The 22,315-nt window shown below is 64.0% G+C and carries 20 protein-coding genes and 1 pseudogene; 15 read left to right on the plus strand and 6 right to left on the minus strand.

The window, feature by feature from the left end; translation table 11 throughout:
* Positions 1 to 25 precede the first annotated feature (25 nt).
* From V7714_RS08205 to V7714_RS08245, 9 genes and pseudogenes are all read left to right on the plus strand, one after another.
* A pseudogene (locus tag V7714_RS08205) lies at positions 26 to 106 on the plus strand (SEC-C metal-binding domain-containing protein); the annotation flags it as partial.
* A gap of 84 nt (positions 107 to 190) precedes the next feature.
* Complete coding sequence (locus V7714_RS08210; protein WP_335709279.1) at positions 191 to 2,773, plus strand: sensor domain-containing diguanylate cyclase; 2,583 nt, start codon at positions 191 to 193, stop codon at positions 2,771 to 2,773.
* 89 nt (positions 2,774 to 2,862) lie between these two features.
* On the plus strand, positions 2,863 to 3,186 hold the full coding sequence (locus V7714_RS08215) for a rhodanese-like domain-containing protein (RefSeq protein ID WP_335709280.1): 324 nt from the start codon (positions 2,863 to 2,865) through the stop codon (positions 3,184 to 3,186).
* An 85-nt stretch (positions 3,187 to 3,271) separates the two neighbouring features.
* Positions 3,272 to 5,416: a penicillin-binding protein 1C gene (gene pbpC / locus V7714_RS08220; protein ID WP_335709281.1), complete on the plus strand. Its 2,145-nt coding sequence runs from the start codon at positions 3,272 to 3,274 to the stop codon at positions 5,414 to 5,416.
* A gap of 145 nt (positions 5,417 to 5,561) precedes the next feature.
* Positions 5,562 to 6,818 carry an STAS domain-containing protein gene (locus V7714_RS08225; protein ID WP_335709282.1) on the plus strand — a complete coding sequence of 419 codons (1,257 nt, stop codon included), beginning with the start codon at positions 5,562 to 5,564 and terminating at the stop codon, positions 6,816 to 6,818.
* A gap of 292 nt (positions 6,819 to 7,110) precedes the next feature.
* On the plus strand, positions 7,111 to 7,644 hold the full coding sequence (hslV, locus tag V7714_RS08230; RefSeq protein ID WP_284195232.1) for an ATP-dependent protease subunit HslV: 534 nt from the start codon (positions 7,111 to 7,113) through the stop codon (positions 7,642 to 7,644).
* Between the two features lie 9 nt (positions 7,645 to 7,653).
* Positions 7,654 to 8,979 (plus strand): ATP-dependent protease ATPase subunit HslU, encoded by a 1,326-nt coding sequence (gene hslU, locus V7714_RS08235; RefSeq protein ID WP_335709283.1) that lies wholly within the window; start codon positions 7,654 to 7,656, stop codon positions 8,977 to 8,979.
* 621 nt (positions 8,980 to 9,600) lie between these two features.
* A complete protein-coding gene (locus V7714_RS08240) occupies positions 9,601 to 9,789 on the plus strand; it encodes a hypothetical protein (RefSeq protein WP_335709284.1) in 189 nt (62 codons plus the stop codon).
* A gap of 595 nt (positions 9,790 to 10,384) precedes the next feature.
* Complete coding sequence (locus V7714_RS08245) at positions 10,385 to 10,573, plus strand: hypothetical protein (RefSeq protein WP_335709285.1); 189 nt, start codon at positions 10,385 to 10,387, stop codon at positions 10,571 to 10,573.
* Between the two features lie 57 nt (positions 10,574 to 10,630).
* Here the strand turns inward: V7714_RS08245 and V7714_RS08250 are convergent, their stop codons facing one another.
* Positions 10,631 to 11,164, minus strand: coding sequence for a metal-dependent hydrolase (locus V7714_RS08250; RefSeq protein ID WP_335709286.1), 534 nt, complete (start codon positions 11,162 to 11,164; stop codon positions 10,631 to 10,633).
* 234 nt (positions 11,165 to 11,398) lie between these two features.
* On the opposite strand from V7714_RS08250, the gene V7714_RS08255 reads away from it, so the two are divergent.
* Positions 11,399 to 11,569, plus strand: coding sequence for a hypothetical protein (locus V7714_RS08255; protein WP_335709287.1), 171 nt, complete (start codon positions 11,399 to 11,401; stop codon positions 11,567 to 11,569).
* Positions 11,570 to 11,642: 73 nt separating this feature from the next.
* Here V7714_RS08255 and V7714_RS08260 read toward each other — a convergent pair whose 3' ends face one another.
* The 4 genes from V7714_RS08260 to creB all read right to left on the minus strand — a co-directional run bounded on the left by V7714_RS08260 (position 11,643) and on the right by creB (position 15,735).
* Entirely contained in the window at positions 11,643 to 12,074 is a 432-nt protein-coding gene (locus V7714_RS08260) for a hypothetical protein (protein WP_290333584.1), read from the minus strand.
* Positions 12,071 to 13,429, minus strand: coding sequence for a cell envelope integrity protein CreD (creD, locus tag V7714_RS08265; RefSeq protein ID WP_335709288.1), 1,359 nt, complete (start codon positions 13,427 to 13,429; stop codon positions 12,071 to 12,073). The genes V7714_RS08260 and creD overlap by 4 nt, the downstream gene beginning before the upstream one ends.
* A gap of 199 nt (positions 13,430 to 13,628) precedes the next feature.
* The gene (creC, locus tag V7714_RS08270) at positions 13,629 to 15,053 is read right to left on the minus strand and encodes a two-component system sensor histidine kinase CreC (RefSeq protein ID WP_335709289.1); all 1,425 of its coding nucleotides are present in this window, start codon (positions 15,051 to 15,053) and stop codon (positions 13,629 to 13,631) included.
* Between the two features lie 4 nt (positions 15,054 to 15,057).
* Positions 15,058 to 15,735, minus strand: a complete 678-nt coding sequence (gene creB / locus V7714_RS08275; RefSeq protein ID WP_335709290.1) for a two-component system response regulator CreB — start codon at positions 15,733 to 15,735, stop codon at positions 15,058 to 15,060.
* A 167-nt stretch (positions 15,736 to 15,902) separates the two neighbouring features.
* On the opposite strand from creB, the gene V7714_RS08280 reads away from it, so the two are divergent.
* Positions 15,903 to 16,373 (plus strand): WapI family immunity protein, encoded by a 471-nt coding sequence (locus V7714_RS08280; RefSeq protein WP_335709291.1) that lies wholly within the window; start codon positions 15,903 to 15,905, stop codon positions 16,371 to 16,373.
* Between the two features lie 44 nt (positions 16,374 to 16,417).
* Here the strand turns inward: V7714_RS08280 and V7714_RS08285 are convergent, their stop codons facing one another.
* Positions 16,418 to 17,290: a DUF3034 family protein gene (locus V7714_RS08285; protein ID WP_335709292.1), complete on the minus strand. Its 873-nt coding sequence runs from the start codon at positions 17,288 to 17,290 to the stop codon at positions 16,418 to 16,420.
* Positions 17,291 to 17,410: 120 nt separating this feature from the next.
* On the opposite strand from V7714_RS08285, the gene V7714_RS08290 reads away from it, so the two are divergent.
* The 4 genes from V7714_RS08290 to argA all read left to right on the plus strand — a co-directional run bounded on the left by V7714_RS08290 (position 17,411) and on the right by argA (position 22,240).
* Entirely contained in the window at positions 17,411 to 17,830 is a 420-nt protein-coding gene (locus V7714_RS08290; protein WP_335709293.1) for a group I truncated hemoglobin, read from the plus strand.
* A complete protein-coding gene (locus tag V7714_RS08295) occupies positions 17,827 to 18,447 on the plus strand; it encodes a methylamine utilization protein (protein ID WP_335709294.1) in 621 nt (206 codons plus the stop codon). The genes V7714_RS08290 and V7714_RS08295 overlap by 4 nt, the downstream gene beginning before the upstream one ends.
* Positions 18,448 to 18,461: 14 nt before the next feature.
* Positions 18,462 to 20,798 carry a bifunctional diguanylate cyclase/phosphodiesterase gene (locus tag V7714_RS08300; protein WP_335709295.1) on the plus strand — a complete coding sequence of 779 codons (2,337 nt, stop codon included), beginning with the start codon at positions 18,462 to 18,464 and terminating at the stop codon, positions 20,796 to 20,798.
* A 122-nt stretch (positions 20,799 to 20,920) separates the two neighbouring features.
* Entirely contained in the window at positions 20,921 to 22,240 is a 1,320-nt protein-coding gene (gene argA, locus V7714_RS08305) for an amino-acid N-acetyltransferase (RefSeq protein ID WP_284195246.1), read from the plus strand.
* Positions 22,241 to 22,315 lie beyond the last annotated feature (75 nt).

The raw sequence follows: 22,315 nt of genomic DNA on the forward strand, positions 1-22,315 counted from the left end.
GCCACAGCAACCCATCAAGCGCGATGTGCCCAAGGTGGGTCGGAATGACCCCTGCCCTTGCGGCAGCGGCAAGAAATACAAGAAGTGCTGTGGTGCAAACGCCTGATAGCAGGGTATAGGCCGCGTATGGCGATTGTATTGCACGCCTGCGCGGTGTACACCCTAAGCAACCTCTACCCAGATTGCGCCGATGGACTTCTACGCCGACGACAGCCATGTCGCCACACTTGAATCCCGCCTTAGCCTAGGCCAGCTGCTGCTGGAGCAGCGGGTGGAGCTGGCCTGGTTCATGCGCCAGCGCGACAGCCGTCGCGCACAGCAACTGGCAGACGAGGCGGCCACCGCCCTGCCACCAGGCCATCCACTGCACGCCAGGCTGGATCTGCTGCGGGCCGAGGTGGCGGGCCTGCTGGCCGAGTTCGAGCGGGCCACGCAACTACTGGCCCAGTCCAAGAGTGCCTTCGAGGCCGCGCACGACGCGCTGGGGGTGGGCGACAGCTATATGCTGTCGGCCCTGCTGGCTGCCCTGCGGGGAGACAACAGGGGCAACCTTGCCGCAGCCGGCCTGGCCGCACAGGCCTATGGCCTGACGGAAGACCTGGAACGCAGCCGCATTGCAGCTGCCTGGGCCGCCCAGGCCAGTGTCTATGCCGCCCCCGACAGCACGCTGAGGCGCCTGGCCGAAGCCAGGGCGCTAGCGCCCTGGCCATCGGCGCCAGTAGCGACCCTGCTGGGCTTGGCCGAGGCGCTGCGGCAGTTCGATACCGGCGAACAGATGCAGGCCGCCGCCCAGCTGATGGCCCTGGCCACACAGGCAGGCCAGGCCGGCATGGTGCATATGCGCATACGCATAGGCCTGTCGCTGGCGGCCGCGCTGTCCAATGTCGACGACAACGACAACGCCTATGCCTGGACCGACCAGGCCCTGGCCCTGGCACGCCGGGCTGGCTGGCCGTTGGCCATAGGCGATGCCTTGGCGCTGCTGGGCAGCCTGGCGCGGGAGACCGGCCAGTTGGACCGCTCGCTGCTGCTGCTCAAGGAAGCCGTGGAATGGCTGGGCATTGCGCCGGAATCACGCGGCAATGTGCTGGCCCACGCTTATCTCTCGCATTCAGAACTTGATGCCGGCCATGCCGAGCAGGCGCTGCTGACCGCCCAGCGGGCCGAGCAGCTGGGACGACCAGTAGGCGCCTGGGCCGGCGTGATCGACGCCATGACGGTCGCCGCCAGAGCACAGGCCATGCTGGGCGAGGTCGATACCGCCCGCTCGCTGGCGCAGGAGGCGCTGCTGCTGGCCGAGCAGCACGAGCTGCCAATGTGGCAACCCGACATCTATCGCGCCCTGGCCGAAATACACTGCAACCACCCCAGGCCCAATGAGCAGCAACTGCCCATGACCTACCTGGAGCGGGCACTGGAACTGACCGCCAAGCAGGGCAATGACAAGGAGCAGCTGGAGATACTGGACGCACTCTCCAGCGCCTGCGAGCGCGCAGGCGATTACGCCCGGGCTTTGCGTTACGAGCGCCGGGCGCGCGAGCGCCTGGCGGTGACGGAACAGCGCCGTTTAAGCAATCGCATGGCAGCGCTGGAAATGCGCTATCGCGGCGAGCAGCAGCGCGAAGAAGCCCAGCACCAGCGCATGCTGGCCGAGGCCGAAGCGGCCAGGGCACAGGAGCTGAGCACCTCGCTGCAGGTGCTGGAAAATCTCGGCCGCATCGGTCGCGAGATCACCGTCAACCTCGATCTCTCCAGCGTGCTGCAGACCCTGGTGGCCCACCTGGGCAAGCTGGCACGGGTCAGCTATGTGGGCTTGTCGGTGCTTGATGCACAGGGCAGGCTACTGATACGGCGTGGGGTGGAGGATGGACGGCCCATGCCGGAGCGGCGTGTCTCGCTGGACGACCCCAATTCCAAGGCAGCCCAATGCGCGCGCGAGCGGCGCGAGATACTACTGGAATACGCAGCCGGGCAGCGGGCTGCCTCCCATATCCCCGGCACCCGCGAGATGCACGCCTCCTGGTTCGGCCCCCTGCTGGTAGGCGAAGACTTGGTGGGGGTGTTGACCATACAGTCAGCCGAAGAACATGCCTATGGCGCCCGCGAGCAACTGATCTTCCGCACCCTCAGTGCCTATGTGGGCGTGGCCGTCTCCAATGCCCGTGTCTATGCCCGCCTGGGTGAGCAGCATGCCCGGCTGGCCGAGGCCGAGGCCGAGATGCGCAAGCTGGCCACCACCGATGCCCTGACCGGCATACCCAACCGCCGGCATTTCCTGGCCGCACTGGATGCCGAGGCCCGCCGCAGCCAGCGTAGCCAGCGGCCGATGGCGGTGGTGATGGCCGATATCGATTACTTCAAGGCCATCAACGACACCCTGGGCCATGCTGCCGGCGATGCCGTACTGGTGCATGTGTCGCAACTGCTGGACGAGAACAAGCGCACCATAGACACGGTAGGCCGGCTGGGCGGCGAGGAATTCGCCATCCTGCTGCCTGAAACCGATGTAGATGGCGCCGCCGAAGTGGCCGACCGGCTGCGCCGCCTGATACAGGGCGATGCCACACTATGGCAGAACCAGCCCATCGCCGTCAGCATGAGCTTTGGCTGCGCCGCCCTGCCAGCCCAATTACCGCCGGAAGCCACCGACCAGGCTGCCACCGAATTGCTGCAGGCGGCGGATAGGGCGCTATACCAGGCCAAGAATGCCGGGCGCAACCTGACCGCACTACTGCGCGATGGCCAGGGCGAGCTATACAGCGCGGCAGAGTAGGCTAATGGTGCGCGATGTTTAAATGCGTGCCCCCGAACGGCCAGCCCGGTTAACATCACGGTCTACACCGCACTTTACCTAGACTCGCCATGAAGCAACTCTCCCCCACCGAGCTGGCCAGCTGGCTGGCCGATACCCAGACACCGGCGCCCCTGTTGCTGGATGTACGCGAAGCCTGGGAATACGCGCTATGCCATATCGCCGGGTCGGAAAACCGCCCGATGAACAGCATACCGGCCACCGTCACCGAACTGGACGCCGAGCGGCCTACCGTGGTGATCTGCCATCACGGCATGCGCAGCTACCAGGTCGGTGTCTTCCTCGAGCGTGCCGGCTTCGACGACATCTACAACCTGGCAGGCGGGGTTGCCGCCTGGGCCGATGCGGTCGAACCCGCCATGGCACGCTACTGAAAACCGCAAAAAAAGCGGCGCGATCAAACGATCACGCCGACAAGCTTATCCTGTTGGGGACACAGGATACGAGGAGCAGTACGCGATGAAGCGGAGCAACACTTCGCGCAACACTGTCTCCGACCGCGCCTGGCAGCCTGGGTTCCGTATTTTTTTGACGGGCCTGCTCCTGCTGGTGCTGGCCGCCTGCTCAGTCCCGCCGCCGCCAAGCAGCGTGCAAGAGGCATGGCGTAGCTCCGAGGCCCTGCTGCTGGACCGGCATGGTCAGCCCTTGCAACAGACGCGGGTAGACAAGCAGGCAAGGCGGCTGGCCTGGGTGCCGCTCCAGCAGTTGCCGGCCGAACTGGGCAGCAGCGTACTGGCCGCAGAAGACCGCCGCTTTCACGAACACGGCGGCGTGGACTGGCTGGCCCTGTTCGGTGCTGCCCGCGATACCGCCGGTGGCGATACCCGTGGTGCCAGTACCATCACCATGCAGCTCGCCGGCCTGCTGGACGACAGCCTCAGCCCCGCTGAGGGCCGCCGCAGCCTCTGGCAGAAGATCATGCAGATGCGTGTGGCCGGCCACCTGGAAGCCGATTGGAACAAGCCCGAGATCCTGGAGGCTTATCTCAATCTGGCGCCGTTCCGTGGCGAACTGGTCGGCATAGATGCGGTCAGCCGTGTGTTGCTGGGCAAGGCCCCCAGCGAGCTGGATCAACGCGACAGCCTGATACTGGCCAGCCTGCTGCGGGCGCCCAATGCCCGGCCGGAACGGGTAGCCCAACGGGCCTGCGCCCTGGCGCTGAACCTGCCCAGGCCGCCAGCCTGCCCGGCACTACGCGCCTACACCCTGGCGGTGTTGAATGCGCCGCAGCAGCCCCTGCCCGGCCCCGCAGACAGCCCCGAACTACTACCACAGTTGCAACCCCAGGCCGGCCAGCAATTGCGCACCACCCTGGATGCCCGCTTGCAACGGCAGGTCCGCGCCCAATTGCGCGAACAACTGGCGCAGCTGTACGGCCGCAATGTGCGCGATGCCGCCGCCGTGGTGCTCGACAATGCCAGCGGCGAGGTGTTGGCCTGGGTAGGCACACCCGGCGCTGGCGGCAGCGCCCGCTTTGTAGACGGCGTGCTGGCCCCCCGCCAGGCCGGCTCCACGCTCAAACCCTTTCTCTATGGCCTGGCCATGGAACGGCAGCTGATCACGGCTGCCACCTTGCTGGACGACAGCCCGGTGGCCCTGGCCACCCCGGCCGGCCAGTATGTGCCGCAGAACTATGACCGCAGTTTTCGCGGCCCGGTCAGCGTACGCACCTCCCTGGCCTCCTCACTCAATATCCCGGCTGTACGCACCTTGCTGCTGGTGGGCCTGGACGATTTCCACGACCGGCTCAGGCAGTTGGGGCTGCAGCTGGATCGCCCCGCCGCCCACTATGGCTACGGCCTGGCACTGGGCTCGGCCGAGGTCAGGCTGATCGACCTGGCCAATGCCTACCGCAGTCTGGCCAACGGCGGCCAGCTCAGTCCCTGGCGCCTGGTTGCCGCCGCACCCATGCCGGGCAAACAGGTCAGCGACCGCGCCACCAGCTGGCTGGTGGGCGATATCCTGGCCGACCGCAGCGCCCGCGCCACCGCCTTTGGTTTCGACAACGCCCTCGCCACCCCGGTATGGGCGGCCGTCAAAACCGGTACCAGCAAGGACATGCGCGACAACTGGGCGGTGGGCTATACCGCCCGCCATACCGTGGCCGTATGGGTGGGCAATGCCGATGGCGAAGCCATGTGGGATGTCTCCGGCGTCAGCGGTGCGGCGCCGGCCTGGCGGGCCATCATCGCCCTGCTGGGCCAGCCGGGCGAGCCACCCGGCCCGCCAGCCGGGCTGGAGCAAAGGACGCTGCGCTACCTGCCTGCCGTCGAAGCCCCCAGGCAGGAGTATTTTCTGGCCGGCACCGCCACCGATACGGTGGAACTGACCGGCAACCAACCGGGCCCCGCCATCGTCTACCCGGCAGAGGGCCTGATTGTGGCGCTGGACCCGGATATCCCCGCCGCCCGACAACGCATATGGTTACGTGCCAGTAATGCAGAAGGCTTACACTGGTTATTGAATGGTCAGCGGCTTGGGCGCGCCGACGCCGATCTGGCTTGGTCTCCCAACCCAGGCAAGCATCAACTGGCACTGCAAGATGCCCAGGGGCGCGTAAAAAGGCAGGTTATATTTCAAGTACGCGGCCAATATGGCCGATAAAGAAGAGACAGCAAGGCAAAAAAACGCCGACAAATGATGCAATAAGCATACTTTGATACAATTCCGGGCTAAACATCGTTCGGCGCAAGCAGTAGAATCGGCACACCGTGCGGCTTTGCACAGGTAATCGGGGTCAGAATCTGTGGTGTTTTCCTTCTTCAAGAAAAAAGATGCAGAGCCGGATGAGCCGCTGCCCAGGCAGCCGCGCATTATCCAGCCCAAGCCTGTAGCGCCGCCACCCGGAGCACAGGCAGGTGGTTCGTCGTCCGGCAAGGAAGAAGCCGAAGACCAGCGCGAACTACCGATACTGGATTTCACCACCATAGGGCCGACCACCATCTCGGGCGCCCGTATTGATGTCGTCGAATCCAGCGATCAGCTCTCGCCGGCCATGGAGCAGGCTGCCATCAGCTTTGCCAATGACCAGATAGACGACGCCATCAGCATCCTGGCGGCCGATATCGAGACCACCGAAGGACAGCACGCCTTCGATACCTGGTTGATGCTGTTCGACCTGTACCAGATGCGCAATCGGCGCGCCGAGTTCGACGAACTGGCCATGAAGTTCGTGGTGGTCTACGAGCGCAGCGCCCCGGTCTGGCGCGATACCGACACCAGCAAGCCCAAGCCGGCGGCCACACCGCAAGCCAAGGCGGGTGGCCCCTATTTCCTGTTCCCGCAGAAGGTGATAGCCGACGGCATCGAAGTCCTGCTGGATCAGCTGGAAAAGCACACACAAGGCGGTGTTGCGGTTAGGCTGGATTTCGGCCGTATTGAAGACATCGAACCGGCCGCCGCCGCTGCCATCGTGGCGCGCTGGGTGAAATTCAAGAAAAAGAAAGCCAAGTTCCAGCCCACCGGCGGCCCGGCTCTGGCCGAAAAGCTCAAGGCCCGCATCGAGGTCATGCGCAAGGTCGACGACGAAGCCCCCTACTGGCTGTTGCTGCTGGAGATATTCCAGTTGCTGGGCCTGCAGGAGGATTTCGAGAACACGGCAGTGGATTACGCCGTGACCTATGAGATGTCGCCGCCCTCCTGGGATGCCACCGCCAAGACCAAGACCGTCGCCGAAGTCGCTGCCGAAGAAGCCAAGCTGCGCGCCGAGGCTCCGCCGCCGGAGCCGGTGCTGGATGCCTACCGTTTTGATGGCGCCATCATCTCGGCCACCGAAGCGGTGTTTACTGCGCTCAATACCTACGCCAACAGCCACGACGAAGTCCGCATCGACTTCTCCCATGTGCCGAGGGTGGACTTTGTCAGCGCCGGCATGCTGATGAACGTGCTGGTAGGCCTCACGGCCCAGTCCAAGCGCGTCACCATCTTTGGCGCCAATGAGCTGATCGTGGCGCTGTTCCGCATCATGGGCATCTCGGATGTCGCGACCATAGTCCGCAAGAAGTAGCCCGCAGCGCCCCCACACCCCCGCCCTTCTGGCGCAGCGTTGGGTCTGGCCAAGCGGCAGCAGCCGGATGCCAGGCTCAACGCCTATTCAGCATCTTGGCCCGCCTTGTATCCCTGCCGCCCGCCGGCAGGGAGTCTCATCGCGGCGCTTGCGTGGCGCAGCTGGCATGCACAGCGTAGACCGGCCTGTGTCCGCCCCCGGTCCCGGCTTATCCCACTTCACGCAGTGCTTGCATTTTCTCCAGCCAATCCCATCTTAGAAACTATCGTTTCACACCAAGGGGATTCCCCATATGCAGCAATTCGACGGCACCACCATCGTCTCGGTGCGCCGCGGCGATCTGGTCGCACTCGGCGGCGACGGCCAGGTCACCCTGGGCAACGTGGTCATCAAATCCACCGCCCGCAAGGTGCGCAAGCTCTATCACGACAAGGTGCTGGTTGGCTTTGCCGGTGGCACGGCAGATGCCTTTACACTGTTTGAGCGGTTCGAAGCCAAGCTGGAGAAGCACCAGGGCCATCTGCTCCGTTCGGCGGTGGAACTGGCCAAGGACTGGCGTACCGACCGCATGCTGCGTCGGCTTGAGGCCATGCTGATCGTGGCCGACAAGACAGCCACCCTGGTGATCACCGGCAATGGCGATGTACTGGAACCGGAGCAGGGTATTGCTGCCATAGGTTCTGGCGGCGCCTTTGCCCAGGCGGCGGCCCGCGCCCTGTTCGAGAATACGGCACTGGCGCCGGCCGACATCGTCAAGAAGTCGCTGGAGATAGCCGGCGACATCTGTATCTATACCAATCAGAACCACCTGATCGAAACGCTGTAAGGCCACGCCATGACCCAGATGACTCCCCAGGAAATCGTCCACGAACTGGACAAGCATATCGTCGGCCAGCATCGGGCCAAGCGCGCCGTGGCGGTTGCCCTGCGCAACCGCTGGCGCCGCCAGCAGGTGGCCGAGCCCCTGCGTAGCGAGATCACGCCCAAGAACATTCTGATGATAGGCCCGACCGGCGTGGGTAAGACCGAGATCGCCCGGCGCCTGGCCAAACTCTCCAATGCCCCCTTCATCAAGGTGGAAGCCACCAAGTTCACCGAAGTGGGCTATGTGGGCCGCGATGTGGACAGCATCATCCGCGACCTGGTGGAGATGGCGCTGAAGCAGACCCGCGATATCGCTACCCGCCGGGTACGGGCGCTGGCCGAAGACGCCGCCGAGGAGCGCGTGCTCGATGCCTTGCTGCCACCACCGCCAGCCCAGTTCGGCATCCACCCGGCCGCCACGCCGGAGAACAGCGAGACCCGCCAGAAATTCCGCAAGATGCTGCGCGAGGGCAAGCTGGACGACAAGGAAATCGAGATCGAAGTGCTGGATGCCCAGATGAGCACCGAGATATTTGCCCCGCCCGGCATGGAAGACCTGAGCAACCAGATACAAAGCATGTTCCAGGGCATGGCGCAGCAAAAGCGCAAGACCAAGAAGCTCAAGGTGGCTGACGCGCTCAAGTTGCTGGTGGACGAGGAAGCAGGCAAGCTCGTTAACCAGGACGACCTCAAGGCCGAGGCACTGGCTGCTGTGGAGCAGAATGGCATCGTCTTTATCGATGAGATAGACAAGGTCACCAGCCGTAGCGAGGGCCAGGGCGGCGAGGTGTCGCGCCAGGGTGTGCAGCGCGATCTGCTGCCGCTGGTGGAGGGCACCACGGTCAGCACCAAGTACGGCATGATCAAGACCGACCACATCCTGTTCATCGCCTCAGGCGCCTTCCACCTGGCCAAACCCAGCGACCTGATACCGGAACTGCAAGGACGTTTCCCCATACGGGTGGAGCTGGATTCGCTGAGCGTGGCCGACTTCGAGCAGATATTGACCGGCACCGACGCCTGCCTCACCCGCCAATACCAGGCCCTGCTGGCTACCGAATCGGTCGAGCTGGACTGGACCGATGACGGCATACGCCGGCTGGCCGAGATTGCCTACCAGGTCAACGAGAAAACCGAGAATATCGGTGCCCGCCGACTGTACACCGTGATGGAAAGGCTGCTGGAAGAAGTGGCCTTCGGCGCCCTGGCAGGCCAGGTCACCGTGGATGCAGCTTTCGTGGATAGCCGCCTGGGCGAGCTGGCGCAGTCGGAGGATCTGGCCCGCTACGTACTGTGAGAGCCTGATATAGATGCAAGTCATCGCTGGGTAGTGAGGGCAGTACAGGCGCCAGGGCAACCCTGGCGCTTAAGGCCTGCGCAGCCTGAACCCATAGGCTCTCCCCTGTTTGAATCCACTCCCCCCGCCCGCGCCGCCGCGCGGGAGCCTCGCTAACGCTCGTTGTCGAGCCTATCAATGGGCTGAACGCACGCCTGGGGTGACGCCTTAGCAGGCGCCAGGGAGACCCTGGCGCTGGACTTCAGCGCAGCCTAAATCCGCAGGCTCTCCCCTGTTTGAATCCACCCCCCCGCCCGCACCGCCGCGCGGGAGCCTCGCTAACGCTCGTTATCTGTCTGAATGGGCTTCAGCGCTCGTGACGGACTCAAGTCATAGCTAGGTGGTGAGGACAGCGCAGACCCCACGGCAAACCTGGCGCTGGACGGCGCTCGGCTTTGCCGATTCATCGCACAAACTGCTAGGCAAACAGAGGGTGGCATGGGCCACCCTCTGTCATTTGTCCCGCCTGCCGGCTATTCGCGCCACGATTTCTGCATATCGTCGCCTTCCGCGTTTCTTGCGTCCTGGCTTTTGCCAAGATACGCCTATCGAAACACAACGCCACTCACCAGGAGCCATACCATGAAGAACCAAACCCAAGACCTGATCGTCCGCCTGACTACCGCTGCCTCCGTTGCCATGCTCATGCTGGTCACCCTGCAAGGCGTAGGCAACCTGTCGCAGCAACGTATCGAACGCAGCCTGGCCCAGGACGCAGCGCATGTCGCTACCGTGCAACTGGCCCGTGCCGCCAACCAGCAGCAGGCCTGATCATGTGCAACCAGGCAGGAGCCGGCGGGTACACCCACCTCGCCCTCCTGCCACCCGCTAGCCACGCCGCCCTGGCACGCTAGCCCGCCATAGCAGCAACATCGCCGTCAAGGCTGCGCAAGGCAGCCAGATACCGACGCAAGCTCCCTCCCGCATTCCGCCCAAAAGCATAGCCTGCAGGCAAACCGTGATCAGGCCATGGCCTGCCCCGCGACCATACACACTGGACGGCCACGCCATGCTGCCCGACGGTCGCACTGACAACGCATCGCATGATCAAGGCAGACTCAACTCACCATCCTGCAAGCGCCCCCCCCTGCATAGCCGCCTTGCGCCGGCCAGCGCAAACACAGCGACAGCAGACCCAGGGCAGACCGCGCAAACCATGCGCCAGCGGCATCTCCCCACCTAGGGTGATCGGATATACAACGCCCCCACCATCCAGCCCCGTCTAGCCCATGCCGTGTCATTTATCCGGCCAGCTTGTAGTTCGTCCCCAGATTTCTGCATATCGTCGCCTTTCGCGTTTCTTGCGCCCTGGCTTTTGCCAAGATACGCCTATCGAAACACAACGCCACTCACCAGGAGCCACACCATGAAGACCCAGACCCAAGACCTGATCGTTCGCCTGACTACCGCGGCTTCCGTTGCCATGCTCATGCTGGTCACCCTGCAAGGCATAGGCAATGTGTCGCAGCACCGCATCGAACGTAGCCTGGCCCAGGACGCAGCGCACGCCGCTACCGTGCAACTGGCCCACGCCGCCAACCAGCAGCAGGCCTGATCATGTGCAGCCAGGCAGGAGCCGGCGGGTACACACACACCGCCCTCCTGCCACCCGCTAGCCACGCCGCCCTGGCACGCTAGCCCGCCATAGCAGCAACATCGCCGTCAAGGCTGCGCAAGGCAGCCAGATCCAGACGAATTCCGACTGCACTACCTCCCAGCCCCGCGCCGACCAGAAGCGCGACCAGCCTATGGGCGATACCTCGATCGGACGCCAGCCGGCAAACCAACGCGTATCTGACCAGGGCCACAGCAAGGCCACGCCTTTGCCGCCGTCAGTCAGGCTATCCAGCAAGCCGTGTGAGGCCATGGCGAAGAACAGAAACCACCACGCCCACGCATTGCGCCAGCGCGCCACCACCCCACAGGCCAACCCAGCCACGACTGCCGCCGTCAGCAATGCATGGCTGGCGCCACGATGACCCAGGTTGTCGCTGTAGGGGATGCCCAACTTGAAGGCAATCACATCGGCATCGGGCAGGACAGCGGCCAGCATGCCCGCCAGCAGCAGTGCAGGCGGTACCCGGCTACGCCCCAAACCCAGGCCAACGGCCAGTGGCAATAGGGCGTGGCTGAAGATGGTAGGCATGGTTTTCAATCTCCCATATGTCTGCAGCGCTATCTGCCGATAGCCTGCTACAGGGATGCAATCCCTTGTTTTCAATCACGTCAGGGCAAAAGCGCAGACACTACCCTGCCATTTGTCAGGCCTGCCCGTAGTTCATCCCGCCGTTCCTGCACACCGTCGCCTTTCGGATTTCCTTTGCCTTGGCTTTTGCCAAGATACGTCCATCGAAACGCAACGCCATCCAGGAGCCACACCATGAAGAGCCAGACCCAAGACCTGATCGTCCGCCTCAGCGCCGCCGCCGCAGTTGCCGTGGCCATGATGCTGACCCTGCAAGGTTTCAGCGCCGTCTCCCAGCATCACTTCGAACGCAGCCTGGCCCAGCACGATCAGCCCGCAGCGGCCCAAGCAAAGGCCCAGGCATGAACCCGCAGAAGGGATGGCGCTAGTACCATCCCTTCGCCATGTCGCGGCTCAGCGCTTCAATGCCTGCCCGGTATCAACACGGCGGCCGTCTCGCATCGGCCAGGCCAGTAGGCTCGTCACCCCAGCTTTTTGCCATCTGCCGACATTGCTGCTGTTGCATACGTTGCTCCTCCACCTTGCCCGCCACCACGGCATAGCCTATGGCCAGGGGGAAGTTGGCCAGCAACAGGCCCAGGGCCACACCCATCCCCGGCAGGGTGCGCCCGGTTTGCAGGTAGAGCGCGTACACCAGGCCCAGGCCCGCGCCAAACAGGGCAATGCCCAGCACCACATTCAGCCCGCCCAACAAAGGCAGCAGATTGCTGCCCGTCGCCACCCAGCCCAGCAGTATCAGGCTGCCAGCCAGCATGGGCAGCAAACCACACCATTGCGCCGCCTTGACCAAGCGCCGCCGGCTTTGCTCCTGTCGCCGCGTATCCACATAGCTCATGCTGATCGCACTCATGCTTCGCTCCCTTGCGCTACCTTCACGTAATCGGCCGAGCTATCCGAGCCAAGCTCATACCAGTCCAGCTTGCGGGTCAACACCATAACCACCGTCAGCAGGCCAAAGATCAGCAGCGAACCCAGCAGCAGGGCAAAGTCCTCGGAGCGCAGCAGCAGGTAGAGCATGCCGTACAAGCCGCTCAGCAGCGCCGCAAACCCCAGGCCACGCCAGCGGCTGCCCAGCGCATGGCTGGCATAGAAACCGTTCTGCAACACACAGGCTGCCGCCGCCAGGACATAGGCCGGGGCAAACTGCAGCTGCTCGGCAAACGACAGCAGCAAGAGGAAGAACACCGCCAGAGACAGCCCCACCAGGCCGTATTGCACCGGATGTATGCTCACCCGCTTGAGTACCTCGGTCAGGAAAAAGGTCGAGAAGGTCAGGAACACGAACAGGAAGCCATACTTGCCGGCCCGGTCGGATTGTAGGTAGACATCCACCGGGTCGATCAGGCGCACACCCAGACTGCTGCTGTTCATGGCCTCGCACTCGGCGCTGATGGCGCACTGGTCAAAGCGCTCGTTCAGGTTGCTGGCAAACCAGCTGGTACGCCAGCGGGCGGTAAACCCCTCGTCACCGGTCTTGCGCATTTCAGGCAGAAAGCGGCCGACAAAGCTCGGGTGCCGCCATTCCGACTGCAGCGACACCTCGGTATCCCGCCCCAGCGGCAGCACATGCAGGCCATCCATCCCACCCAGGCTCAGGCGGAAGCTGAAGGGCACACTGGTGGCCACCCCGGTGTGGCGCGGCAGGCTGGCATGAACGCCGCCCCCCAGGGCCTTGAGCCGGGTACCCGGTGCAAACTGGGTGGTGCCGCCCGCCCACTGCGCAATCGGGCTGGCCTTGATGCCACGCACGTCTTCTATGCCGACGCTGAGATAGGGCTGGCCCCACTCTATCGGGCCTTCGCCGTCGCGCTGCACCAGATCCGGCAGCTTGAACAGGCCGGTCACCGTCAGGTCGGCCATATAGCGGCGGGTCTGGTAGATACCCAGTTGCAGCGGCTCGGTACCCAGCTTGCCGGCTACCGCCAGCTTGTCTGGCAACACCCGTATCTCACGCTCGTGCCACACTGTGCGGACGGTGCCCGCTGTGGCGTTCACGGTCTCGGTCACCTGCTGCCGGTAGGGTAGCACCCACACCGGCCCACTCAATGTCTGGCTGCCTGCCGTACCATCAGCAATCGACCGCAGCGCATCGGCACGGTAGGCCTGCCGCTCGGCCACCAGGCCACGCACCATGCTCAGCGGGATCAACAGCAGCAAGGCCAGCACCGCCACCGCCAGCAATTTCCACATCATGGATCTGGACATCTTGTAACTCCCCTTTGAATAACGGGAGCCAGTGTGACCAGCCCATGTGCGCTGACGATGCGCTGTTTGTGAAGTTATATGAAGTCGCGTCGGCCACGTGGCACAGCGCAGCGGGACGGATGGGTAGCGCGATATCAGCGGAGGGGTGCCGCCCGGGCAGCGCCTACCGGTGCCACATCGCTTGCGCCCATCAAGCCACTCACCCAGGCAGCAGCAAGGTCGCCACCGCACCGCCCTGCGGGTGATTGACCAAGCTGACGCTACCGCCATGCAACGCCGCCACCTCATGCACCAAGGGCAGGCCCAGCCCGGTGGACTTGGGCGCGCCATCGGGGCGCGGCAGCGAGTAGAAGCGCTCGAACACCCTGGCCTGGGCATAGTCGGGGATGCCCGAGCCCTGGTCGCGCACACTCAGCGCCAGTTGCCCGCCCTGGCGGCTGGCCGCCAGGGTAATCTGGCTACCGGCAGGCGCAAACGCCATGGCATTGTCCAGCAGGTTGGAGAGGGCCTGCCCCAGCAGGAAGCGTTCGCCCTGTACCTGCAGCCCTGCCGGCACCTGCCGTACGATGGTCTGTTGCCGCCCCGCCAGGGCAATCGCCTTGCTGGCGCAGACTTCCTCGCATAGATCAGCCACCTCGACCGGCTCGACTGCATCCAGCGTTTGCCGGCTCTCCAGCCTGGCCAGGGCCAGCAGGCGGTCGATGATCTCGGTCATGCGCTCAGTCTGCTGGCGGATATTGCCGAGAAAACGTGCCTGATCGGCAGCCGGCATGCTGGGCTCGATCAGCTCGGCCGCCCCCCGTATGCCGGCCAGCGGGCTCTTCAATTCATGGGTCAGGCTGTGCACATAGTGTTCTACATATTGCTTGCCCTCCAACCTGGCGCGCATCCCCTCCAGCGCCCGCCCCAACACCCTCACCTCACGTCCCGACAGCTCGGGCAGGCTGACCCGCTCACCGCGCGCCACAGCATGGGCATAGTCCTCCAACCGGGTCAGCGAGCGGGTAATCCACCACGACAGCAGCAGCCCCAGCAGCAAACCCGCCGCCAGCACGAACACGCCCGCCTTGGTCAGCCCTGCCAGCGCCTGGTCAAAGAAAGGTTGCACGCTGCCAGACTGCTTGGCCACCGTCACCACGCCTATCCGCTGGCCCTGGTGCATGACAGGGGCCGCCACATACATCACCGAGGTGGCCGGGTCATCCGGGTCACCCCGGCTGGTACGGGCGCCATAGCGGCCGCGCAGGGTCAGGTAGACATCATTCCAGCGCGAGTAATCCTGCCCCACGGCCAACTGGTCGGAGTCATACAGCACCACGCCCTGGGCATCGGTCAGATAGATGCGGTGATTGGGCCGGTCCTTGCGCACCCCCCAGATCTCGGCATTGAGCCGCCGTTCGCTGAAGCTGGCCACATTGCGGGCGAATGTACCCTGACCGGCCGTACCGGCCACCAGGTCAGCTCGGGCAAACTCGGCCAGCAGGTTGGCCGTGTCCACCAGGGTGTCTTCCATGGATTGGCGCAGAGCCGGCTGCAGCCGCTCGCGCGCGGTATCGAGCAGGAACCAGGCGACCAGCCCTATCATGACGAAGTAACCAAGAAAGATGCGTATGCCTATGCGCATGGCGCTATACCGTCCAGCTCAGGCTATAGCCCAGGCCACGGTGGGTACGGATGGGATCGCAGGCAGGGTCGGCCTCGCGCAGCTTGGCGCGCAGGCTCTTGATATGGGCGTCGACGGTGCGCTCGAAACTGGCGGCCGGGTCTTGCCAGACAGCATCCATCAGCTGGCTGCGGCTGAACACCCGCTCGGGCTGGGCCATCAGCTGGGCCAGCAGGCGGTATTCATAGCGTGTCAGTTCCAGTGGCTGGCCATGCAGGCAGATACGGGCGCGGCCCACATCATGCTGCAGGCCACCGCCGGCGGGTGCCACCACCGTCGGCGCACCACGCCGCAAAATAGCCTTGATGCGGGCAACCAGCTCACGCGGGCTAAAGGGCTTGACCACATAGTCATCGGCACCCAGCTCCAACCCCACCACCCGGTCTATCTCATCGCCACGGGCGGTCAGAAAAATCACCGGTGTGGCATGGCGCTGGCGTAGCTCGCGGCAGAGATCAAAACCACTGCCATCCGGCAGGCCCACGTCCAGCACCACCAGTGCCGCACCATCGGCATCCAGCGCCGCCAGCCCATCACGGCCCAGGCCGTGCCAGCTCACCTGAAAGCCCTCACGCTGCAAGGCATAAACAATGGTGTCGGCAATGGCCGCTTCATCTTCTATCAGCAGGATACGTTTGCTCATGGTGCCGATTGTAGCGGCTACCTGGCGACCCAGTGCGGTTCAGCCCCGCTCCAAGAGGATAATAAGGATGGCTTTACGCAGCCTAGCTTACGTTGACGCAGCGTAGTATGGCCAAATCCATAGTTACCACGGCCTGATTCAATTCACCAAACGCACTCATAACCTGTATGTACGAAACCATCGACCTGTGGAACGTTGAGGGCAATGCCCATTTGACACTGCGTGTGGCCGGCTATCAGTTTCCGGACTCCCCCGAGGAGGACTGGCTGCTGATCGATCTTGCCGTCTATCATGCTGGCCAATGTTTCGAGCATATCGATCCTGCAATGGAAGTGAATGAACTGCTTGATCTGCGCAACTGGTTCCATGATCTGCTGCATCGGCGATTGCCAAAATACGCAACCGTCTATTTCACCGAGCCGTGCTTAACTTTCTGCTTTCTGCGATCGAGCCCAGAACATGTTCGTGTCGGGATAGAACTCGATGCCGAACTGAAGCCCCCGTTTCCCTTGCATCAGTTTGGATTTGAATCACCCACTTGGCGTATCGTTTTCGATCTCAGTAACGAGCAACTCCGTACTGTCGTTGCAGTACTAGACCAGTCCTTATCGCAGTACCCTGCGCGCGGCGTGGGATAACTTTCAGGTAGTTCCGTCCTGGGCGAACTTGTGCGCCCCACCCTTCAAAAATCCAGCTTGGCCGACACATAGGGGCCGCGCTGGCCGGGTTTATCGGCGATATTGCCCAGCTCGGTATGGGCGGCGACCAGGCTAAAACGGCGGTTGGGCACCCAGGCGACGAAGGCATCGGCGAAACGTGACTCACGGAATACGGACAGATTGTCATTCTTCTGCCGGTATTCCAGCCCCACGATCAGGGCATCGGTCAGGAATACAGCGGCGCTGCCTTCCAGCCGCAGTCGCCGCTGATTGGATTTATCCCCGCCAAAACCCAGGATGCCCAGCTGGTTGGCGCGGGTATAGCGCAGGGTGGTATTGAGCAGGGTGGTGCGCCCTCCCAAGCCGGCCAGCCAGAGCTTGGTGGCCGCCATATAGGGTTCGATATCACGGCCGCTGCGGGCGCCCAACGATCTGGGCACGAGGGCGAAATCACGGTTGCGCTTGGCCATCAGCCCCACGGCCAGCTGCGGCCAGGGACGGTCCTGGTCGGCCAGCGCATCACCATAGATCCGCCATTTCAGGCCCACGATATCCTGGCTGATGCGCTCACCCGGTACCGTGCTGCCCAGGTCGAAGCGCTGGCGGGCAAACGACAGTTCCAGCCTGTCGTGGATACCCACGGCCGCGCCGGCGGACTCCAGCCAGAAGCCCTGCGACTGCACACGGGTGTAGAAGGCATTGCCCGCCATCTCGTCGCGACTGCCGTAGCCAGTGATCAAGGCCCAGGGCACCAGGCCACCACCACCCGCCCCCTCTATCTGGCTCGCCCCGCCCGTTGCCGGCAGGCGCGACCCGCTGGCCTGTGCACCGCCCAGGCAGGCTGCTGCCAGCCACAGCGCAGTCATGGCTGCTATCCGTCGAATCCGTCGCGTCATCCAGGCTCTCCATTCCACGCAAGGGGCATGACCCGCCGCCAGGCCCGTGCTCACCAGCGGCAAGTCGCGGCCCAACACTTCGGTCTATACTTTGTAGGCCATCCCGCCATGGAGTGCTGCATGCGCCTGATCCCTGCCCTGCCTAGCCTCATCGCCGCCCTTGCCCTGCCGGTTTCGGCCGACACCCTGTATGACAGGCTGGGCGGCGAAGCCGGTGTCGCCGCCATCGCGGCCGACACCCTGGACAAGACCGCCAGCGATCCCCAAACCCGGCGCAGCTTCGCCAAGGTCAACATGAAGCGGCTCAAGACCCTGGTGGCAGAGCAGCTGTGCCAAGTCAGCGGCGGCCCCTGCCGATACTCGGGTGAGTCGATGAAGCAATCGCATGCTGGCCTGCACATCACCGAGGCGGAGTTCTACGGCATGGTAGGTCACCTGCGGGCAGTACTGGACGCCCGCCAGGTAGCGCAAGCCGACAAGAACGCCTTGCTGGCGCTGTTGGCACCCATGAAGCGGGACGTGGTGGAGGCAAAACAATGAGGCACGCCCGCTTGCCCCGGCTGTTGGTGGTACTGTCCAGTATCTGCGCGCTGGCCGTACCGGTGGAGGTTCAGGTGCTGGATGCCGCCGGCAAGCCGCTGGACGAGGTGGTGGTCTATGCCGAGCCTCTCTCGGCCAAGGCGCCCAAGGGCAAGCTCAGCCATATCATCGACCAGGTGGACAAGGAATTCGTGCCGCTGGTGAATGTGGTGCAGGTGGGCACGGCGATCAGCTTCCCCAACAAGGACAATATCCGCCACAACATCTATTCTTTCTCCGCCCCCAAGCCCTTCGATCTCAAGCTCTATTCGGGCACGCCCTCCTCGCCTGTGGTGTTCGACAAACCAGGCCAGGTGGTGCTGGGCTGCAATATCCACGACTGGATGGTCAGCTATCTGCTGATTGTCGATACCCCCTGGTTCGACAAGACAGACGCCCGTGGCATGGCCAGGCTGGGAGAATTGCCAGCCGGCGAGTATGAGCTCAAGGTCTGGCATCCCTACCAGGCCAGCGCCGCACCGGCACAGAAGATCAAGCTGGGCAGCGGGGCAGCAAGCGCCTTTGCATTCAGGCTCAAGCTGACGCCACCGCCTGCCTCTGGCAACCATAACTACTGAACCCACGACCCGCCGTGCGCATACGCAGCCTGACTTCCCGCATCGTTGTCTTCTTTACCAGCCTGCTGGCTCTGGTACTGGTCGCCACCTTTGTGCTGGTCAGCGTGGCCAATCTGCGTATCTCGCGCCAGAACGCCGCCCATGAGCTGGTCACCGGCGAGCGCATCTTCCGCCGCCTGCTGGAGCAGCAGGGCCAACAGCTGACCCAGGCGGTCAGCGCCCTGGCCACCGACTACGGCTTCCGCCAGGCCATAGGCACCGGTGATACCGATACCATCGCCTCTGCCCTGGCCAACCATGGTGGCCGCATCAAGGCTGACCTGGTCATGCTGTCCCGGCTCGACAACACCATACAGGCCGATACCGTCAAACCCGAACGGGTGGGCAAGTCCTATCCCTTTGTGGACTTGCTGGCCAAGGCCGGCGAACGGGGCGGTGCCAGCGGTATAGAGCGCATAGATGGCAAGCTCTACCAGTTGGTGGTGGTGCCGGTTAGGGCCCCCATCGTCATCGGCTGGGTCACCATGGGCTTCGAGATCAACGACGAGATCGCCGCCGACCTGAAAGCCCTGGCGGGCCTGCAGGTGTCTTTTCTGGGCCGCAACCAGGGCGGCTGGAACCTGCTGGCCTCCACCCTGCCGCCGGCCCAACGCATTGCCCTCAACGGCACCCTCAGCGACCGGCAGATGGCCGGCCGCCTGGCGCTGGAAGAGGAAGACTATGAAATCCGCCTGGCCAAGCTGGCCGATACGCCGGAAGGCCCCATCCATGCCCTGCTGGCCCGCTCGCTGAAGGAAGCCATGGCTCCTTTCTATGCCTTGCAGGGCACCCTGGTGGTCTTGGCGCTGGTGGCCATTGTGGTCTTCCTGCTTGCCGGCATACGCATCGCCAGCCGCATCACCGGCCCCTTGCGCGACCTGGCCGGGGTGGCGGAGCGGATACAGCAGGGTGATTACCAGCAGACCCTGGCCACCCAGGACACCCGTGAAATTGCGCAGCTGGCCGGCAGCCTGGCCCATATGCAAACCGCCATCGCCGAGCGTGAAGCCGAGATCACCAAGCTGGCCTTCCAGGACCCGCTGACCGGCCTGCCCAACCGCGTGCGCTTCAACCAGCTGCTGGACGAAGCCATCGCCCGCGCCCGCGAGCATGACGACAGCCTGACGGTATTGCTGATCAATCTCGACCGCTTCCAGCAAATCAACGACACCCTGGGCCATCCTACCGGCGACCGGGTACTGGCCTTGGTCGGCGAGCGCCTGCGCGAGGCGGTGCGCTTTGAAGACCAGGTGGCGCGGCTGTCAGGCGATGAATACGCCGTACTGCTGCCCGGTGTGCAGGTTGGGCAGTCGCTGTCCACGCTGGAGCGCATACACCGCACCTTTGACCGTCGCTTCGAGCTGGGTGGCCGCACCCTGGACGTGCGGGCCGGCATGGGCGCGGCGGGCTTCCCCGAGCATGGGCAGAACGCCACGGACCTGCTGCGCTGTGCCGACATGGCCATGTACCGCGCCAAGCGCAGCGGCGAGCCACAGATGCTGTACGACCCCGGCATGCAGAGCTTCCGCGAGGAGCACCTGTCCTTGCTGGGCGACCTGCAGCAGGCGGTGGAACGCAACGAGCTGACCCTCTACTACCAACCCAAGGTCAGCCTGGCCGATGGCCGCGCGGATGAAGCCGAGGCGCTGGTACGCTGGATACACCCCGACAAGGGCTTTATCCCGCCTGGTGAGTTCATCCCCTTTGCCGAACAGACCGGCTATATCCGGGAGGTCACCCGCTGGGTACTGGCCCATGCCATCGCCCAGGCCGGCCAATGGGTGGCGGCTGGCCACCCCATCAAGATATCAGTCAACCTGTCCACCCGCGACCTGCTGGACCCCGGCCTGCCTGACCAGGTGGCTGCCCTGCTGGCGCAGCATGCCATGCCGGCGCAGTATCTGTGCCTGGAGATCACCGAAAGCGGCCTGATGGAAGACCCCGGCCGCGCCCTCGATGTGCTGAACAGGCTGCGCGCCCTGGGCTTGTCGCTGGCCATAGACGACTACGGTACCGGCTATTCCTCGCTGGCCTATATCCGCCGGCTGCCGGTGACCGAGCTCAAGATAGACCGGGCCTTTGTGATCGAGTTGGCGCACAACGACGGCGACGCCCAGATCGTGCAGTCCACCATAGACCTGGGCCACAGGCTGGGGCTCAAGGTGGTGGCAGAAGGCGTGGAGGACCAGCCTACCGTGGCTATTCTGGCCCGCATGGGCTGTGATCGCATACAAGGTTATGTGTTCGGCAAGCCCATGCCGGCCGACGCCTTTGTGCGATGGCAGCAGGAACATGCCGCCAGCCCGGCCTGACGAGGGTTTCCCCTTGTTGCAAGTGCACAAATCATGCCCCATAAAGCCCGTGGATCACGGGCTTTTTTGTTACTCTTGGCCCCGTCCCTACCCCGCCCTCGTTGCGCCGGAGCGCTTACCCCATGCCCGATATCGGCTCCCCCGAATTCGTCTTCTGGTTTCGCCAGGCGGCCCCCTATATCCATGCCTTTCGCAATCGCACCTTTGTGGTGGCCTTCGGCGGCGATCTGGTACGCGATGGTGATTTCGTCAGCCTGGCGCATGACCTCAACACCCTGGTCAGCCTGGGGGTCAACCTGGTATTGGTGCATGGCGCCCGCCCCCAGATCAATGCCCGGCTACAGGAAGGCGGCCTGCCCTGCCGCTTCGAGCAGGGCATACGCATTACAGAGCGTGAATCCATCTCCGCCGTCCTGCAGGCCATAGGCCAGGTACGTTTCGAGATCGAGGCCGGGCTATCCATGGGCCTGGCCAACTCGCCCATGGCCAATGCCGATATCCGGGTGGCCGGCGGCAACTTCGTTACCGCCCAGCCCATGGGCGTGCGCGAGGGCGAAGACATGCAATACAGCGGCGAGGTGCGCAAGCTCGACGTCGCCGCCATGCGTGACCGACTGGAGTTCGGCGAGACCATCTTGCTGTCACCGGTCGGCTACTCCCCCACCGGCGAGGCGTTCAACCTGACGCTGGAAGACGTCGCCACCACGGCAGCCGTGGCGCTGCAGGCCGACAAGCTGATTTTCCTGCTGGACCAGCCAGGCGTGGTCGACGAAAACGGCCACCTGCACAATGAGCTGACAGCTGCCGAGGCCGAGCGCTTTGTGCGCGAAGAAATACGCGTCACCGACGATATCGACTTCTACCTGCCCTGCTGCATCCGTGCCGTGCGACACGGCGTGGCGCGCGCCCACCTGATCTCGCGCCACCTGGACGGCGGACTGCTGACCGAGCTGTTCACCCATGAAGGCATAGGCACCATGATCTCGCGCGAGCCGCTGGAGACCCTGCGGCGCGCCACCATCGACGACGTCGGCGGCATTCTGGCGCTGATCGAACCCCTGGAGGAGCAGGGTGTGCTGGTCAAGCGCAGCCGCGAGTTGCTGGAGCGCGAAATCGAGCGCTTTGCCGTACTCGAGCATGACCGCAAGATCATAGGCTCGGTAGCACTCTATACGTTCGAGGACAGCGATATCGCCGAACTGGCCGGCCTGGCGGTCCACCCCGACTACCGTGACGGTGGGCGCGGTGAACAGCTGATGAAGCATGTGGAACGCGAAGCCCGCCGGCTCAAGCTCAAGCAGTTGTTCGTACTGACCACCCGTACCGCCCACTGGTTCGTGGAACGTGGCTTCAAGCTGGCCGATGTGGAGGTGCTGCCCATGAAGAAAAAGGCCATGTACAACTGGCAGCGCCGCTCCAAGGTGTTTATCAAGGCACTGTGAGCGCACCAAGCAGTATCGCAAGCCCTTGCAGGGAGATGACGGCTGGAGCCAGTGCCAGGGCAACCCTGGCACCGG

The organism is Chitinimonas sp. JJ19 (assembly GCF_036961565.1).
GTDB lineage: Bacteria > Pseudomonadota > Gammaproteobacteria > Burkholderiales > Chitinimonadaceae > Chitinimonas.